Consider the following 17,297-nt stretch of genomic DNA (forward strand, 5'->3'; position numbering starts at 1 on the left):
ATGAATATTCTTGTTGTAAAAACTCCAGAAGAATTAGCAGAAGCAGGTTATAAATTAATTGAAGAAGTTGTAAAAACAAAAGAAAATCCAACATTAGGAATGGCTACAGGAAGCTCTCCATTAGGTATTTATGCAGAAATACGAAAAAATAAACTTGATACAAGCCGTGTAACCACTGTAAACTTAGATGAGTACGTAAATTTACCACATGAAGATAAAAACAGCTATCACTATTTCATGCAAGAACAGTTGTTTGATCATCTTCCATTTAAACAAACTTATGTACCAAACGGGATGGCAAGTGATTTAGAGGAAGAGTGCAAACGTTACGAGAGCATTCTAGCTGCTAACCCAGTTGACCTACAGATTCTTGGAATCGGTGAAAACGGTCACATCGGATTTAATGAGCCAGGAACACCGTTTAATTCTCCAACAAACATTGTTGAATTAACAGAATCTACACGCCAAGCAAACCTTCGCTTCTTCGAAAAAGAAGAAGATGTGCCAACTCATGCGATTACAATGGGAATTGGAAGCATTATGAAAGCGAAACAAGTTCTACTTGTTGCGATGGGTTCTAAAAAGGCAGAAGCTGTTAAAGAATTATTGCAAGGTGAATATAGTGAAGAGTGTCCGGCTACAGTTTTACAACGTCATCCGAATGTAACCGTAATCGCTGATCAAGAAGCTCTATCTTTATGCAGTGAGGCGATTGCTGATGAACATCGACAAGTATTCACCATTTCCGATCTATTATCAGATTCAAGAGTGGGTGAAACAGCTAATTGAGGACGGCGAATGGAAGCCGGGAGATAAAATCCCATCTGAGAATGAACTTTGTGATAAGTTCGAAGTGAGTCGTATGACAATCAGACAGGCGATTAATAATTTAGTGGAACAAGGCTATTTATATCGGAAGCGTGGAATTGGAACATTTGTCCAACTTCCGAAAGTGGAACAAAAGTTGCAAGGAATGACGGGATTCACAGAAGACATGATTTCTCGTGGAATGAATCCAAGTAGTCAATTACTTAGTTTCCGCCTAGTTCCAGCTACTGCTAAAATAGCAGACCGGTTAAGAATACAGGAGGGGGAATCGGTTTATGAAGTGAGGCGTATTCGCTTAGCTGATGATGAACCGATTGCTTTTGAGACGACATATTTGTCGCCAGCTCTTGTAAAAGATATTAACGAAGAGATATTGCAACAATCTTTATATGAACATTTAGAGAAAAAACTGGGCTTTAAACTTGTTAGCGCTACTCAGTCAATTGAAGCTTCCGTTGCGACGGAAAATGAAGCTGAACATCTGCATATTCCTAAAAAGGCGCCTGTACTTGTCATGCGTCAATGGTCATATTCAGAAGGTGAGGTACCGCTAGAGTACGTGAAATGTATTTATCGTGGAGATCGTTATAAATTTATTACGAATATCGCACGTAACAAATAGTATATTTCAGTTTGTGAAGTACAGTGGAATTGAAAATGGTTAACATGTAAAGAAATAAAAATACGACTCATCCTTATAAGGAATGAGTCGTATTTTTATTATGAGTAATTACGTGGTTAACAGCATCTTTGACGTGATTTACTACATAGTGAGCGTGATTTTTTACTGCATCATCTGCTTGCGACATAGCAAAACTGTGAGGAGTTAAAGAAAACATAGGAATGTCATTATATGAATCCCCTATACAAGCAATTTCCTCAGGTTTTATTTGAAACTCATTTAATAAAACAGAAATGGCAGAGCCTTTACTAACATTTGGTGGCATTACATCTAAACATTGTTCTGCAGAGATGAAAGTACTAACTTTCCCGTGGAATTTTTCATCAATTTTTTTCTGAAGGAGTTGTAAGTTCTCCTTTGTTCCACCGACAGAAATTTTATTTGGGAAAATTGTATCATCAATTTTCTGTAGTAAGTTTGGTTCTTCAACAGAAGTCATAGTTACCTGTTGTTCAAGTTCTTGAATAAAAGGTGTTTTCTCTTCAATGTAATAATTATGTTCATCACTTACATAACGGAAATAAGGATCTTCATTCGTCATAGCTAACAAATCGGGAAGTATGCTGGAATCAAAAGTTGCAGATAATAGTTGTTTATTTTCATGTGTATATACAAAAACACCATTTACACTAATACGATGAAAATTTGTATTTACAGCTTTCATTAAGTCTGCAATTTCATTATCAAGTCTTCCGGAAGCGAAGCAAAGAATAACATTTTGCTCGGCAAGGCTGCGCAGTGCCGCAACATCTTGTTCGTCAATAAGACCTCCGTGTTGCATCATTGTACCATCGATATCACTTACAAACATTTTAATCATGCTGTTATCCCCTTTCTATGTACAGTTGCTCTTACATTATACGCATCATATATAAACATGTCTAAAAAATGAATTTTTATTAAATGGCAGATGTTTTACATTGACGACAAAGAAGAATATTCTGTAACATAAAAGTAGGCTATTTAAGTACGAGGGTGGTGTTATATGAGTAATTATCTAGAAATTAAAAAAGTTTTAAATAATAATGTCATCATTGCTAGCCATCCGGAACACGAGGAAGTAGTAGTGATTGGTAAAGGAATTGGATTTGGGAAAAAAGCGAAAGATGTCTTGGAGCAAGAACAAATCGAAAAAATGTTTGTCTTAAAAAATGAACGTGATCGTGAACAGTACAAATTATTAGTGCCGCATATTAGTGAAAAATTAATTGAATTGATGAACGATATTATGCTGTACATTCAAGGGAAAGCGAAATCTCCACTAAATGAACATATTCATATTGCGTTAACAGATCATATTTCATTTGCGATTAAAAGGTTAAAACAAGGACTTACAATTGATAACCCTTTTTTAGTTGAAACAAAAATGCTCTATCCAGAGGAATATGAAATTGCGGAAGGTGTTGTAGAACTTTTAAATTCTCGTTTGCAAATTGCATTGCCTGAAGGAGAAATTGGTTTTATTGCACTTCACATTTACAGTTCGCTTACAAATTCTGATTTATCTTCAGTTAATCAAAACTCCCGTCTCATTGCACAACTTGTATCTTTAATTGAGACAAACTTACAAATTACATTAGATCAAGAGAGCATTCATTATTTACGTCTTATTCGTCATCTTCAATATGCTATTGAGAGGGTGAAAAAAGGAGAAAAAGTAGAGGAATCACAAAGTTTTGCTGATTTATTAAAGGCCGAGTATCCAGTTTGCTATAACTTGGCTTGGAAGCTAGTTAAGGTCATGCAAAAAGAGTTGCAACTACCTGTATATGAAGCTGAAAGTATTTATTTAACGATGCACTTGCAACGCTTAGTAAAGGCAGAGCATGTGTAAAAAGTTATATATTTTTGTCTAAAATGAAAACGTTAAAAAAAATGATTGAATCGCTTACAATAGTTATGTATAATAACTATTGCAAAGTTATACAAATTTCGACAAACACATTAAGGTGAGTAACGAAAACGTTTGCCTTAATTATAGTGAACTTATACGTAAACCTATTTTTGACACGTGTTACTGATTCGATCAGGCATGAGTGGAGAAAAGTAAGGAATGTAAGCTAGAGAAAGGGATATACTACCCTTTGTATAGCTATCGTTCTATCTTTTTTTCCTCATGTCTTTTTGGCGTTTGTCGGAAGGTATCAATATAGATAAGAGAGGAAGGGTTTCCATGTTTAAGAAGATCTTTGGTGTTCTTCAAAAAGTCGGGAAAGCGTTAATGCTTCCAGTAGCGATTTTACCGGCGGCAGGTATTTTACTTGGATTTGGTAATGCATTTCAAAATCCACAGTTAACAAATGTTATTCCTGCTTTAAAAGCAGATTGGTTCGTAATGGTTGCAAAAATTATGGAACAATCTGGTGATATTATTTTCGCTAACCTTGCATTATTATTCGCAGTTGGGGTAGCAATTGGTTTAGCTGGTGGAGACGGAGTAGCTGGTTTAGCAGCATTCGTCGGCTACTTAATTATGAACAAAACGATGAGTGTGTTCTTAGAAGTAGATAAGCTAGTGAAAGTAACAAGTTCTGGAGCAGACCCAGTAAAAATTGGATTTGCAGATCCAGCGTATGCAAACGTATTAGGTATTCCAACGCTACAAACAGGAGTATTTGGTGGTATTATCGTCGGGATAGTAGCGGCATATTGCTATAATAAATACTTCAACATTGAATTACCATCATACTTAGGTTTCTTTGCAGGTAAGCGTTTCGTACCGATCGCAACTGCAACATTCTCTTTAATAGTAGGTATTATCATGTGCTTCATTTGGCCATACATTCAAGGTGGCTTAAACACGTTCTCACATCAAATGATTGATGCAAATAGAACAATCGCAGCATTTATATTCGGTTTAATTGAACGTTCATTAATTCCATTTGGATTACATCACATTTTCTATTCACCGTTCTGGTTCGAATTCGGTCAGTATACAAATGCAGCTGGCGAATTAATCCGTGGTGACCAAAAAATCTTTATGGCACAGTTAAAAGACGGTGTAGAATTAACAGCAGGTACATTTACAACTGGTAAGTATCCGTTCATGATGTTTGGTCTTCCAGCAGCAGCTTTAGCAATGTACCATGAAGCACGTCCAGAAAATAAAAAATTAGCAGCAGGTATTTTAGGTTCTGCAGCATTAACATCTTTCTTAACAGGTATTACAGAGCCACTTGAATTTTCATTCTTATTCGTAGCGCCAGTATTATTCGGAATTCACGCTGTATTTGCTGGTCTATCATTTATGACAATGCAAATTTTAGGTGTTAAAATTGGTATGACATTCTCTGGTGGTTTAATTGACTTCCTATTATTCGGTGTACTACCAGGCCGTACAGCATGGTGGTGGGTAATTATTGTTGGTCTTGTACTAGCAGTTATTTACTACTTCGGATTCCGCTTTGCAATTCGTAAATGGAATCTAAAAACACCTGGTCGTGAAGTGGCAAATGCAAATGACGGCGCAGGAAAAGCAGAAGCAGGCGAACTTCCTCGTGAAGTATTAGTAGCACTTGGTGGTAAAGAAAACATTGCTTCTTTAGATGCTTGTATTACTCGTTTACGTGTTCAAGTTAACGAACAAAAGAATGTAAACAAAGACCGCTTAAAAGAACTTGGAGCAGCTGGTGTACTTGAAGTTGGAAATAACATTCAAGCTATTTTCGGACCGAAATCTGACACATTAAAATCACAAATTCATGATATTATGTCAGGCCGTACACCTCATGTTGAAAAAGAAGAACCTGTAAAAGTGGAAGAAACTCCTCAAAAAGTTGATGAAAATGAAACAATTGTATCACCAATTGAAGGGAAAATCTTACCGATTACAGAAGTGCCTGACCAAGTATTCTCAGGAAAAATGATGGGAGATGGATTTGCAATTGAGCCAACTGAAGGAACAGTAGTTTCTCCAGTTAATGGTGAGATTGTCAATGTATTCCCTACAAAACATGCGATTGGTATTCAATCTGAAGGCGGAAAAGAAATTTTAATCCACTTTGGTATTGATACTGTAAAATTAAATGGTGAAGGTTTTGAAGCGCTTGTAGCACAAGGCGACAAGGTGAAACAAGGCCAACCATTATTAAAAGTAGATCTTGCATTTGTAAAAGAAAATGCACCATCTATCATTACACCAATTGTCTTTACAAACTTACAACAAGGGCAACAAGTCGAATTGAAAAAAGATGGAAATGTTAAGAAGGGCGAAACCGCTATTATTGACATTCAGTAGGAATTTGACGCAAAATGTTTATAATTATAATAGGCGATGTGGTTGACCGAACATCGCCTATTATATACAATAGATGGTGTAGTACTCACGTCTATACAACTAAAAAATACTGTAATTTAAAGGAGATAAATTATCATGGAAAAAATCTTTAAAGTAACTAGCGACTCAGGAATTCATGCTCGTCCAGCAACTCTACTTGTAAACACTGCAAGCAAATTCGGTTCTGACATTAACTTAGAGTATAACGGAAAGAACGTTAATTTAAAATCAATCATGGGCGTTATGTCTTTAGGCATTCAACAAAACGCAGAAATTAAAATCACTGCAAATGGTGATGATGCAGCTCAAGCACTAGCAGCTATCGAAGAAACTATGAAAAACGAAGGATTAGGAGAATAATGACTCTTAATATTCAAGGGATCGCTGCATCAAGTGGGATTGCTATTGCAAAGGCTTTCAGACTTGAAAATCCTGAATTTAACATCGAAAAGAAATCAATTACAAACGAAGCTGCAGAAATTGCACGCTTAGACGCTGCGCTTGAGAAAGCAAAAACTGAATTAGAAGCTATTAAAGACCACGCATTTGCTGAACTAGGTGCTGACAAAGCTGCGATCTTTGAAGCACATTTATTAGTGTTAAATGATCCAGAACTAGTAAACCCAGTAAAAGATAAAGTAAATAGCGAAAAAGTAAATGCTGAATTTGCAATGGATGAAGTTGCATCAATGTTTATTTCTATGTTTGAAAACATGGATAACGAATATATGAAAGAACGTGCTGCGGACATTCGTGACGTAACAAAACGCGTTCTTGCACATTTACTAGGAATTAACTTCTCAAATCCTGGTACAATTTCTGAAGAGGTAATCATCATTGCTGAAGATTTAACACCATCTGATACAGCTCAGTTAAACCGTAAGTATGCAAAAGGTTTTACTACTGATATCGGTGGACGTACATCTCACTCTGCAATTATGGCTCGTTCTATGGAAATTCCAGCTGTTGTTGGTACGAAAGTTGTTATGGAAAAAATCCAAAACGGCGATATCGTTATCATTGACGGTTTAGATGGAGAAGTAATTGTAAACCCATCAGAAGAAACTCTTCGTTCGTTTGAAGAAAAGAAAGCGAAATTTGAAGAGCAAAAAGCTGAATGGGCAAAATTAAAAGATCAAGCTACTGTAACAAGTGACGGACATCACGTTGAGCTTGTTGCAAATATCGGAACACCAAATGATGTACAAGGTATTATCGATAATGGCGGAGAAGGCGTTGGCTTATACCGTACAGAATTCTTATACATGGGCCGTGACAATCTTCCAACAGAAGAAGAGCAGTTCGAAGCGTATAAAGCAGTTCTTGAAGGTGTAAAAGAGGGTCAACCAGTCGTTGTTCGTACACTTGATATCGGTGGAGATAAAGAGCTTCCATACTTACATTTACCAAAAGAAATGAACCCATTCTTAGGATACCGTGCAATTCGCTTATGTCTTGATGAGCAAGATGTGTTCCGTACACAACTTCGTGCATTACTTCGTGCTAGCGTATACGGTAACTTAAAAATTATGTTCCCAATGATTGCAACTCTTGATGAGTTCCGTCAAGCGAAAGCAATTTTATTAGAAGAGAAAGCGAAACTTGTAGAAGCGGGTACAACTGTTTCTGATTCTATTGAAGTTGGTATGATGGTTGAAATCCCAGCTTCAGCAGTATTAGCAGATCAATTTGCGAAAGAAGTTGACTTCTTCTCTATTGGAACAAATGATTTAATCCAATACACAATGGCTGCAGACCGTATGAACGAACAAGTATCTTACTTATACCAACCATATAACCCATCTATTTTACGTCTTGTAAAAATGGTTATCGATGCTGCTCATAAAGAAGGCAAATGGGCTGGTATGTGTGGTGAGATGGCGGGCGATTCACTTGCTATTCCATTATTATTAGGATTAGGTTTAGATGAGTTCAGTATGAGTGCAACATCTATTCTTCCTGCAAGAACACAACTAAGCAAGTTGTCAAAAACAGAAATGGAAACATTAGCAGAAAAAGCATTAATGATGTCAACTGCTGAAGAAGTTGTTGAACTAGTTAAAAGCATATAAGTAATAAAAAAACCTGAGTCGATTGAAATCGGTCTCAGGTTTTTTCTATGAGAAAAGTAAATCTTATTTTCTTACTAGAGGATAAGGTACAGAATTAGATAGCGATAGCAACGATATCAGATGGGCATACACGTAAAATACCAGTAAAAGTATTTCGGTTTTGATTGTGCTTATCATCTTTGTTGTTATCTTTATTGTCTTTGTCATTGTTATTACGAGCTAAAGCAGAGAAAAGAGCAACACCGTTACAGAAACCTTCAAAAATTACATTGTTGAAAGATCCAACACCTTTAACGCTTAATAGAGAAAGCTCTGTTCCAACTGAAATGCTAGCAAGTACGTTACATACAGCTGGTTGTTGTGGCTTAACCTCTCTCTCCTTCTCACGATGGTCGCGCTCTCTTTCATGATGATGACAGTCTCTAAAGTTATCACAGCATCCAAATGATCCAAACATAATCCTCATCACCCCCTTCACACTTATAATCTATGTAAGTTCGGTAGTAAGTGACTGGACAGAGAGTGGAATTTTTTCTAGGAGATTTTCTCATTTTAAATGACTAGCTGGGTATTTAGTATGGAATGATGTTTAAAATAGGGGTAATATAACAAAAAAAATGTAAAAACCACCGAAATAAATGAAATGGGTAGCCTTTACACTTTTTTACTTTTATATAAAACGATGATATATACAGGAAGAGCTAGGAGTAGTGGTACAATGGATCGTGCAGTATGTTTTTCTGATTCTAATTGGAATGCTTCTTCTTTTGGGAATTGTAAAATGGAGATGTTTGCGGCATCACCAATAAAATATAGAAGCAGTACAGTTACTATGTAGCATAAAAGTGCGATAAAGCTTCCGTATGAACTCAATGAAAATCCCTCTCTTGTTATCTATTTGTTATCATTGTATCACAATTGTAACAAAAATACACGGGTATATTTCAATACCTAAACAAAATTCGACACGAAACGTCACGTTTACTTATGAGGAGGGAATAGAATATACTTTTCCATAAGTATAAATGTCGAATGATTTGTAGTAATATTACAAAAGTGTGACAGGAAATAAAAAAACGAAGGCAACGTAGTTACCTTCGTTTTTTATTATTTTGCCCACTCGCTCACTTGCTCTACGCTCATACGTGGTGCAGGGTGGCCTTTTAAAGTTGATTCACCAATTGTAATAAGCATAATTGGAACGTAACGAGATGAAACGTTAAATTCGTCTGTCAGTGCTTGTGGATTAAAGCCACCAATAGCACAAGTGTCCCAACCAGTCGCTTTAGCTGCAAGCATAAGTTGCATTGCTGCTAAAGATGCATTTGAAAAGGCAGCATCTCTTGAGAATTGTTCACGAGCATATGCAGATTCAATATTTTTAGCTAAGCGTTCTTTTGCTTCTTCTTTCATAAATCCTTGTTCTACAATTGGACCATATACTGGCTCAACATTTTTATAAGCTTCTAAATCACCTAAAATAGCGACTACTGCAGAAGCATCAAGAATTTGTTGTTGGTTATAAGCTATCGGGTGTAATCGTTTTTGTACATCTTCACCTTGAAAAACAAGGAATTTCCAGTGTTGTAAGTTCCAAGCGGAAGGTGCTTGTGCTGCGGCTTTTAAAATCTCGTGTAATTCTGTAGATGAGATTTCTTTATTTGGGTTGAATGCACGTGTAGATGTGCGTTCATATAGAACGTTAAAAAAGTTGTCGTTTGTCATTATATATCCTCCAAATTGCATATAAAATTATCGAGAAAACGCAATATATATTACTTACATTTTGTAAGTTATCGAATTTAAGAATATAATATCTTTATTTTAATTGTCAAGTTTTAAGAAATAAGCTAGGGCATTCATACAAACGATATAATTCCTATAATCATACACTAAAAAAGGAATTTATAGAGTGAAAAGGGAAGATAACATTCTCAATTAGCTTGTTAATATGTATCTCTCACAAATTAAAGTTTATTGGGTAATAGTCTTTTAAAAATGTTTGTGAGGAATTCAGTAGAACAAGATATATGAAGTGAGTGAAGACTAGTGATGAACATACTACATTTTTTATTAGAGAATACGGTTTTCCAAAATGTGTTACAAGATTTGCAGTTAAATGTCCTTTATATAGAAAATGGATGTAAACATCAACAAACGATAGAAAATATTCATCCAAAATGTATGTTTATAGCAAATAGTTTTGAAGAGGGCGAATTATTATTTCAAAGAACGAAACCGCACATTATAATTATGTATGTAACAGATTATTCTCAAATAAAATATATAAAGAATATGTATACCTTGCAAAGTACATTTATTGTCATTTGGGATCAACAAATAACAAAAGAATTTACAGATGTACTCGCATTAGGAATACGTAATATTGTAATAGCCCCTGTAACTCCGCAAGCAGTGTTAGAAGAAGTGAATAAGAGTTTGTATCAACTTTCTTTAGTAAGGCAAGTTAGTTTGCAACAGGAACTGCTTCAAACGATGTTTGATTTTCAAAATGATTTATTATTTATAGTAGAAGATGATGAAATTGTTGATTGTAATACAAATTTTTTAACGTTTTTCGGATATGAAAATTTGTTTGCCTATCGTGAGCAACATTTAGTATTTGCTGAACATTTTATTAGAGAAAATGGATACTACTCGACGACGCATGATATAACATGGCTAGACGATACTTTATCAAGCGGTAGAAGAATTAAGATGTTAAATTATGAAGGGACAGTATCTACTTTTCTATTACGTGCGACACCATTGCCAGAAGATTTATCAAGATTTATTGTAAAGTGCACGGAAATTACAGAATTAGATGAAATCTATCAAGAACAAGAAAGACTTGCTATGATAGATTCATTAACAGAGATTTATAATCGTTTAAAGTTTCAACAAATACTAGAGGTAGAATGGGAAAAGGTAATACGTACTGATGAGAAAATAGCAATTATTTTATTTGATATAGATAATTTTAAAACAGTTAATGACACATATGGTCATGATTTTGGCGATTTGGCATTAATACAACTTGCAGAGCTTATGAAATCTAAAGTGGAGCAGCAACATGTATTTGCAAGATGGGGAGGAGAAGAATTCATTATATTAGTGACAAATACAGTAGAAAAGGAAGCATTTCAAGTTGCGGAGTCATTACGATTCTTCATTGAAACAAAGCAATTCACTGGAATTTCAAAGTTAACAGCTAGCTTTGGAGTTGCGTTATATGAACAAGGAACTACAAGAGAAGAATTAATGCAACGAGCGGATATTGCATTATATGAAGCGAAAAAAAATGGGAAGAATCAAGTATGTGTGTATAGAAAAGAAAAAATGTAATTTTTCGCAACAAATTGTTGCGATTTTTTTTTATTGTTTGATAATAGAATAGGGGGACAATTTTTAGCTAAGGAATTATGGAGGATCAATATGATAAAAAAAGTAATGGTCATGGCTTCACTGTCTGCTATAGTTGGCGGTGGGGTATACTATTTTCTTGTTAGCCCCAATATAAAGGAAAACACTGTATTAACAACTAAAGTGAATCCTACTATTGAATCGGAAGTACAAGGGAATATAGAAGAAAAAGAAGAGCAACAAATTGATTATGCTAGCATATCTCAAAAATTAGATCAATATTTAGTCGGAAAGCAATTCAATGGAACAGTTTTGGTAACAGATAAAGAGCATGTTATTTTGAATAAAGGATATGGGTATGCTGATGTTCAAAATAAAATTGAAAATACGCCTCAGACAAAATATCGTATCGGTTCTATTACGAAAACAGTGGTTGCCACATCTATTTTACAGTTGCAAGAACAAGGGAAATTGAATATTCAAGATAATGTAAATAAATATATTCCTTCATTTCCGGAGAATAAAAATATTACGCTATATCATTTATTAACGCATACCTCTGGTTTACCTGAACACGCAAAAGGCAATGTTAATGCTGCTTCCCGTTTACAGTTAATTAATTGGATTGGACGTCAAAATTTAGAATTTCCTGCAGGAACAGGTTGGAGATATACAGATTATAATTATATGGTGCTTGCTTATATAATAGAACATATATCGAAAAAACCTTTAGGAGATTACATAAAAGAAAGTATATTTGTAAAAGCAGATATGTATGAATCCGGCATGGGAAATATGGTGCCTGGAGATAAAAATTTTACAAAGGGTTATGTGAAAAAAAATCAAGAGCTTGTACCAGCACAAAAGCTAGGCATGGATTGGCTATATGGTTGTGGTGAGATGTATACGACAGTTGGAGATATGAAGAAATTAGACGAAGCAATTATAAATGGAAAACTTCTTTCAGAACAAAGTATACAAACAATGTTTTCACCTTCAGCGGAACGGAAATATGCATTTAGTTTTTATATATATCCAGATTATTTTCATAATCATGGTGTATTATCTGGTTGGAACACTTTCAATAATTTTAATAAAGAAAAAGGAACTTTTGTTATGTTATTTTCAAATGTGAAAAATAGTATGGATGATGACTTTAATAAAGAGTTCCGAAAGATGGTAAATGATTTATTAGAACAAAGGGGATGAGAAAATGGAACATAAAACTTTATCAATAGGTTTCATTGGTATTGGCGTAATGGGAAAAAGTATGGTTTATCACTTAATGCAGGATGGTCATAAAGTATATGTATATAATAGAACGAAGGCAAAAACAGATTCTTTAGTACAAGATGGTGCACATTGGTGTGATACGCCAAAAGAGTTAGTGAAGCAAGTTGATATTGTAATGACAATGGTTGGATATCCACATGATGTAGAAGAAGTGTATTTTGGTATAGAAGGAATTATAGAACATGCAAAAGAAGGTACGATAGCAATTGACTTTACGACATCTACACCTACTTTAGCAAAACGTATTAATAAAGTTGCAAAAAGCAAAAAAATATATACGTTAGATGCACCTGTCTCAGGAGGAGATGTTGGCGCGAAAGAAGCAAAACTCGCAATTATGGTAGGTGGAGAGAAAGAAATATATGATAGATGCTTACCTTTACTTGAAAAGTTAGGAACAAACATTCAATTACAAGGACCGGCTGGGAGTGGACAACATACAAAAATGTGCAATCAAATTGCGATTGCTTCCAATATGATTGGAGTATGTGAGGCTGTTGCTTACGCGAAGAAGGCTGGACTGAATCCAGATAAAGTGTTAGAGAGTATTTCAACAGGGGCAGCAGGTAGCTGGTCATTAAGTAATTTAGCTCCTCGAATGTTAAAAGGAGACTTTGAGCCAGGATTTTATGTAAAGCATTTTATGAAAGATATGAAAATTGCTTTAGAGGAAGCAGAAAAATTACAATTACCAGTTCCAGGCTTAAGTTTGGCGAAAGAATTGTATGAAGAGTTAATTAAGGGTGGCGAAGAAAATAGTGGAACACAAGTATTATATAAAAAATATATAAGGGGGTAAACGAGGTGGACTTTCAAAAGTTTGATGAGATGATTGATACTTTACAGCGAGCTACTTGTATGCAAATCAATGAAAAACAAAAAGAAGCTTTTAAACAAAAATATGATTTTGAACCAGAATTTGAATATGGAAGAGATGAGAAGGGGCATTATGTAATTCGAACCTCAAAAAAGATGTTAGAAGAAATGGAGTTTTATTTGGCATTGAAATATGATCGTGATGGAGTGGATCTTTATATGCAAGCTGAGATTGATGGTATATTTCATGTATCTGTTAGCTATGGTGAAGATGCCCTACATCTACAAGAATTGTTTCAATTTCTAGAAGAAAATAAATAAAAGTCCTCATTTGAGGACTTTTATTTATTTAGTCATCTTTAATTTTTATAATTATAAGTTAGAAGCACGGCGGCATCGTTCAACCGGGAACGGGATAATTTGTGCGATGTGATTAGGACCAAATTGTTTTGTACGAGCATGGCGTATTATATAAAAAGCACACAGAATTGAAACAGGAATAGCGCCGAATAAACCAAATAATAAAGCGCTTACACAAGATGCGACAAATCCTAAAACACCAATTTCTAACTCTTCCATAATAGCTCCTAAAATAACAGGAAATGCTCCACATGTAACTCCAAGTATAAGTGCGATAAGTAAGCTCATGATTATCCCCCTCTGTTTGCGATATTCTTTTCCTTCTTAGTTAATTGTAGTATATCACATATAAAACAGAATTTTCAGAAAAAATTCAATAAATGTTCAAAAAATGCACTTGAAAAAATCAAGGTGTTAAATTTGTGATGAAATGGTACTTTCAAGTAAATAAAAAATCAGGCTTATTTCAAAATGAAATAAGCCTGTTCCATAGGAGGATGTATATATGTAGAGTGAATAAAAGTTTGGAAAAGGGGATCCAAGTCCTTTTATTCAACTAACTACCTTAATAGATTGGAACCCAGCCTTCAGTTGTAACAAAAATACGAATAGCTACAACTTGGCGATCATCTTGCAAAGTAAAATAATGTCTTGCATTTTCAGGAACAGATATGAGATCACCTGGCTCAAGTTCAACGTCAAAGAATGTTCCGTCTTTTCCTTCAATGGCAAAGATGCCATGACCACTAACAATAAAGCGAACTTCATCATCAGTATGATGGTGTTCTTTTTGAAAATTAATTAATAGTTCGTCAAGGTTAGGTGTGCTATTTGAAAGTGAAATTACATCATGCGCTTTATAACCTCGGCGTGCTGAAACATCAGCAATTTCTTTTGAAAACACAGCTAATATTTCAGCTTTGTTTTCATCTGTTAAAGAATAATTTTCATTTAAATGAGTAGGAAGTTTAGAAATATTCCATTTCTCATATAAAACGCCTTCCTTTTGTAGAAATTTAGATACTTCCACTTCATTTTCAATGCGAGTATTTACTTCATGAATACGAATTTGCGCCATTAGAAACGCCTCCTTGAATTGATAATAGTTTTATATGAAATTGGAATAGAAACTCATAAGCTTCTAATCTCTTCTTTGCATCAAAGCTATCTCGGCCCCATACGGTAATACCGTGGTTACGAATCAATATTGCTCCCGAATCTCCTTGTATATGCTTTCGGAAGTTTTCTCCAAGTGTTGGGATATGGGCATGGTTTTCAATAATAGGAATTTGAATTGTTGCACCTTCTTCCCAAATATCGAGAGCTTTAATAATTTCTTGATTTTGAAGTGTGACTGCATCACTATATAAATTTGTGATGACATTATTATCAGTTGTATGAACATGAAGTACACACCCGGCATTCGTATTGTTATAAATGTGTGTATGCAATATTGTTTCTGCTGAAGGGCGTAATTCAGTCTCTAAAATGGGAACTCCTACATGATCTACTAATAGAAAATCATCTGGAGTGGTTTTTGTTTTATCTTTACCGCTTGCTGTAATAAGAAAAGTAAGTGGTTCATGACTAACCTTTATAGAAATATTACCACTTGTTGCCGGGAACCAATTTCGTGTTGTTAATTCTTTTTTTATCTCGCTCAAGTCATACCATTGACGAAAAAGTTGTTTCATAATTTCACCTCCAACAAAAGTTTTAATTCAGCTTGCACATCTTGAAATGTTTCAAACGGTGTATAAGCAATATGATTTTCTTCACACTTTGTAATAAGAAAATCGCGAGCGAATACTTTATCCGCTTGTTTCGCGGCTTGTAAATCAGTAATAGAATCTCCAATTACAATATGAAAGTCATTTGTATCACTTAATTTACGGATTAATGATGATTTACATAATCCGCAATGATTTTGGCAATGATCATCACAAGAATGAGGCCATTTAACTGTAATAAACTCTGCTGAAAAGTCTGTTTCATTACAATAAATTTGCTCTTTTGGAATGATTCCTTGTAAGAGTGGATAGACGAAGAAATCCATTCCACCTGATATCACGTAAAAAGAAATGTTATTTTCCTTTACGAATTGTATAAATTCATGAAAACCACTACGGATTTCAGCAGTTTCTATTAAAAATTGAATAATATCATCGTGCAGATTAGTAGGTATTAATTGAAATAATTGAGAAACACCTTCTTGAATGGATAGTTCTTGTGATAAAATTTTATTCTTTACTTCTTCGGCTTCTGGTGGTGCGAATTTTTCCATAATGGACATAATGTTATCATTATTTGTAATCGTGCCATCGAAATCACAAAATACTTGAATACTCATAGTTTCACCTCATGAGAGGGATTTCCCCATATTTGTAGTGCACTATGCAAATTTATGTCGTCTACTTCATGGAGCGGTTTATTTTGCAAAGTAGCATCAATTGCAGTACGGAAAGCTTTACCCCCGCCTTGCGCTCCATTTGGATGTCCGTGTATCCCGCCACCAGCATTAATAACAACATCTTTACCGAAATCTCGTACAATAAAGGGAACGAAACCAGGATGAATACCAGCAGACGGAACAGAAAAGCTCTTCTTGAAAAATGCATCGTCTTCAGTTAAATATTTTGAGATAGCAAGAGCCTCCTCTTTTTCTAGCGCAACACTTCCGTATGGAGATGGGAATAATGAAAAGTCAGCCCCAGCATAACGTAGTAGCTTTCCAAGTAATAATGGAGATGAAACTCCATATAACTTGGATGCTGAATAAGCACCACTTACAGCAGGATGTGCCATAATAGGAACTGGGATTTCATCATCTTCTGCAAGTGATTGTAGTACATCTAGTCCGTAAGCAAATGCGTTAAATAATAGAATATCAGCTCCAGCTTCTACTGCACGTTTTGCATTTTCTTTTAAATCAAAAGTTCGTCCTGTTAAATTTACGGCATATAACGTTTTATGTCCGTATGTTTCGTAGACAGATTGTAAAACTTCTTTTCCGGATACAATGCGTTTCGTAAGTGGTGTTAATGCATTTTCAAATAATATTTCATCATCTTTTACTATATCTACACCACCAATTGCTTGATCGCGTAATTGTGTTTTTAAATACCCAATGTTTCGTCCAATCATTCCTTTAAAAATACTCATTAAAAGGGGACGATCATGCACTTGTAAAAGATTTCGAATACCATCTATCCCGAATTTTGGACCAGGAAAATATTTTTTTAACTCGTCTGAAAAAGTTAAGTCAATTAATTTTACTTCGCCATCAAGTGATAGCTTTCCAAATGTAGTCGTTAAAATCGCTGGTAAATCTGGACTGAAGTTTAATAGCGGATATTCGATTTTAATAATTCCGCGTTTTACTTTTTTACGTAAATACGAATTGGTATGTTCATGTTCAGCTAATTCCTCAACATGAATGACGTTGCCTTTATGCTGCTTTAATTGTTCTTGCAATAAATGTGGCAAATGAGTCCAAGAGCCAATTGTTAAACCGAGTGCAATTTGTTCCGCCTTTTTTTCTAAGTGATGTGAATCATCATGAATTAAATATGTCGCTATAATTCCGCTCATTGTTATAACCTCCTAG

General features: G+C 34.8%; 19 protein-coding genes. 10 read left to right on the forward strand and 9 right to left on the reverse strand.

The genetic code is table 11. The annotated features are described in order from the left end of the window. Together nagB and phnF are read left to right on the forward strand one after the other, a co-directional pair. A complete protein-coding gene (gene nagB / locus CGQ22_RS04395) occupies positions 1-789 on the forward strand; it encodes a glucosamine-6-phosphate deaminase (RefSeq protein WP_001024201.1) in 789 nt (262 codons plus the stop codon). Beyond that, the gene (gene phnF, locus CGQ22_RS04400) at positions 719-1,450 is read left to right on the forward strand and encodes a phosphonate metabolism transcriptional regulator PhnF (protein WP_021727649.1); all 732 of its coding nucleotides are present in this window, start codon (positions 719-721) and stop codon (positions 1,448-1,450) included. Before nagB ends, phnF begins: the two co-directional genes overlap by 71 nt. A 73-nt stretch (positions 1,451-1,523) precedes the next feature. Here phnF and CGQ22_RS04405 read toward each other — a convergent pair whose 3' ends face one another. Beyond that, positions 1,524-2,330, reverse strand: coding sequence for a Cof-type HAD-IIB family hydrolase (locus CGQ22_RS04405; RefSeq protein ID WP_000594242.1), 807 nt, complete (start codon positions 2,328-2,330; stop codon positions 1,524-1,526). 165 nt (positions 2,331-2,495) lie between these two features. Between CGQ22_RS04405 and glcT the strand changes: the two genes are divergently transcribed. The 4 genes from glcT to ptsP all read left to right on the forward strand — a co-directional run bounded on the left by glcT (position 2,496) and on the right by ptsP (position 7,858). Continuing rightward, the gene (gene glcT, locus CGQ22_RS04410; protein ID WP_000073857.1) at positions 2,496-3,344 is read left to right on the forward strand and encodes a glucose PTS transporter transcription antiterminator GlcT; all 849 of its coding nucleotides are present in this window, start codon (positions 2,496-2,498) and stop codon (positions 3,342-3,344) included. A 339-nt stretch (positions 3,345-3,683) separates the two neighbouring features. Next, a complete protein-coding gene (gene ptsG / locus CGQ22_RS04415; RefSeq protein WP_000473174.1) occupies positions 3,684-5,747 on the forward strand; it encodes a PTS glucose transporter subunit IIABC in 2,064 nt (687 codons plus the stop codon). A 135-nt stretch (positions 5,748-5,882) separates the two neighbouring features. Next, entirely contained in the window at positions 5,883-6,146 is a 264-nt protein-coding gene (ptsH, locus tag CGQ22_RS04420; RefSeq protein WP_000411080.1) for a phosphocarrier protein HPr, read from the forward strand. Next, positions 6,146-7,858: a phosphoenolpyruvate--protein phosphotransferase gene (gene ptsP / locus CGQ22_RS04425; protein WP_000174208.1), complete on the forward strand. Its 1,713-nt coding sequence runs from the start codon at positions 6,146-6,148 to the stop codon at positions 7,856-7,858. The genes ptsH and ptsP overlap by 1 nt, the downstream gene beginning before the upstream one ends. Positions 7,859-7,952: 94 nt before the next feature. Here the strand turns inward: ptsP and CGQ22_RS04430 are convergent, their stop codons facing one another. From CGQ22_RS04430 to CGQ22_RS04440, 3 genes are all read right to left on the reverse strand, one after another. After that, positions 7,953-8,315 (reverse strand): DUF3915 domain-containing protein, encoded by a 363-nt coding sequence (locus CGQ22_RS04430; RefSeq protein ID WP_000468026.1) that lies wholly within the window; start codon positions 8,313-8,315, stop codon positions 7,953-7,955. A 197-nt stretch (positions 8,316-8,512) separates the two neighbouring features. Then, the gene (locus CGQ22_RS04435) at positions 8,513-8,731 is read right to left on the reverse strand and encodes a hypothetical protein (protein WP_000100485.1); all 219 of its coding nucleotides are present in this window, start codon (positions 8,729-8,731) and stop codon (positions 8,513-8,515) included. Between the two features lie 234 nt (positions 8,732-8,965). Continuing rightward, a complete protein-coding gene (locus CGQ22_RS04440; RefSeq protein WP_000180389.1) occupies positions 8,966-9,583 on the reverse strand; it encodes a nitroreductase family protein in 618 nt (205 codons plus the stop codon). A gap of 327 nt (positions 9,584-9,910) precedes the next feature. Between CGQ22_RS04440 and CGQ22_RS04445 the strand changes: the two genes are divergently transcribed. From CGQ22_RS04445 to CGQ22_RS04460, 4 genes are all read left to right on the forward strand, one after another. Then, entirely contained in the window at positions 9,911-11,203 is a 1,293-nt protein-coding gene (locus CGQ22_RS04445; RefSeq protein ID WP_001023183.1) for a GGDEF domain-containing protein, read from the forward strand. Positions 11,204-11,293: 90 nt separating this feature from the next. Then, positions 11,294-12,430 (forward strand): serine hydrolase, encoded by a 1,137-nt coding sequence (locus CGQ22_RS04450; RefSeq protein ID WP_000592900.1) that lies wholly within the window; start codon positions 11,294-11,296, stop codon positions 12,428-12,430. Between the two features lie 4 nt (positions 12,431-12,434). Continuing rightward, on the forward strand, positions 12,435-13,313 hold the full coding sequence (locus CGQ22_RS04455) for an NAD(P)-dependent oxidoreductase (protein WP_000400427.1): 879 nt from the start codon (positions 12,435-12,437) through the stop codon (positions 13,311-13,313). A 5-nt stretch (positions 13,314-13,318) separates the two neighbouring features. Next, positions 13,319-13,651: a DUF3909 family protein gene (locus tag CGQ22_RS04460; protein WP_000347327.1), complete on the forward strand. Its 333-nt coding sequence runs from the start codon at positions 13,319-13,321 to the stop codon at positions 13,649-13,651. Between the two features lie 51 nt (positions 13,652-13,702). Here CGQ22_RS04460 and CGQ22_RS04465 read toward each other — a convergent pair whose 3' ends face one another. The 5 genes from CGQ22_RS04465 to mtnW form a co-directional block, all read right to left on the reverse strand. Beyond that, positions 13,703-13,978 carry a hypothetical protein gene (locus tag CGQ22_RS04465; protein ID WP_000054659.1) on the reverse strand — a complete coding sequence of 92 codons (276 nt, stop codon included), beginning with the start codon at positions 13,976-13,978 and terminating at the stop codon, positions 13,703-13,705. Between the two features lie 277 nt (positions 13,979-14,255). Further along, on the reverse strand, positions 14,256-14,768 hold the full coding sequence (locus tag CGQ22_RS04470) for a 1,2-dihydroxy-3-keto-5-methylthiopentene dioxygenase (RefSeq protein WP_000057326.1): 513 nt from the start codon (positions 14,766-14,768) through the stop codon (positions 14,256-14,258). Then, positions 14,746-15,384, reverse strand: coding sequence for a methylthioribulose 1-phosphate dehydratase (locus CGQ22_RS04475; protein ID WP_089148303.1), 639 nt, complete (start codon positions 15,382-15,384; stop codon positions 14,746-14,748). The genes CGQ22_RS04470 and CGQ22_RS04475 overlap by 23 nt, the downstream gene beginning before the upstream one ends. Beyond that, positions 15,381-16,040: a 2-hydroxy-3-keto-5-methylthiopentenyl-1-phosphate phosphatase gene (locus CGQ22_RS04480; protein WP_000027462.1), complete on the reverse strand. Its 660-nt coding sequence runs from the start codon at positions 16,038-16,040 to the stop codon at positions 15,381-15,383. Before CGQ22_RS04480 ends, CGQ22_RS04475 begins: the two co-directional genes overlap by 4 nt. After that, entirely contained in the window at positions 16,037-17,281 is a 1,245-nt protein-coding gene (gene mtnW, locus CGQ22_RS04485) for a 2,3-diketo-5-methylthiopentyl-1-phosphate enolase (protein WP_000014170.1), read from the reverse strand. Before mtnW ends, CGQ22_RS04480 begins: the two co-directional genes overlap by 4 nt. Positions 17,282-17,297 lie beyond the last annotated feature (16 nt).

The organism is Bacillus sp. M13(2017), assembly GCF_002218325.1.
Lineage (GTDB): Bacteria > Bacillota > Bacilli > Bacillales > Bacillaceae_G > Bacillus_A > Bacillus_A thuringiensis_K.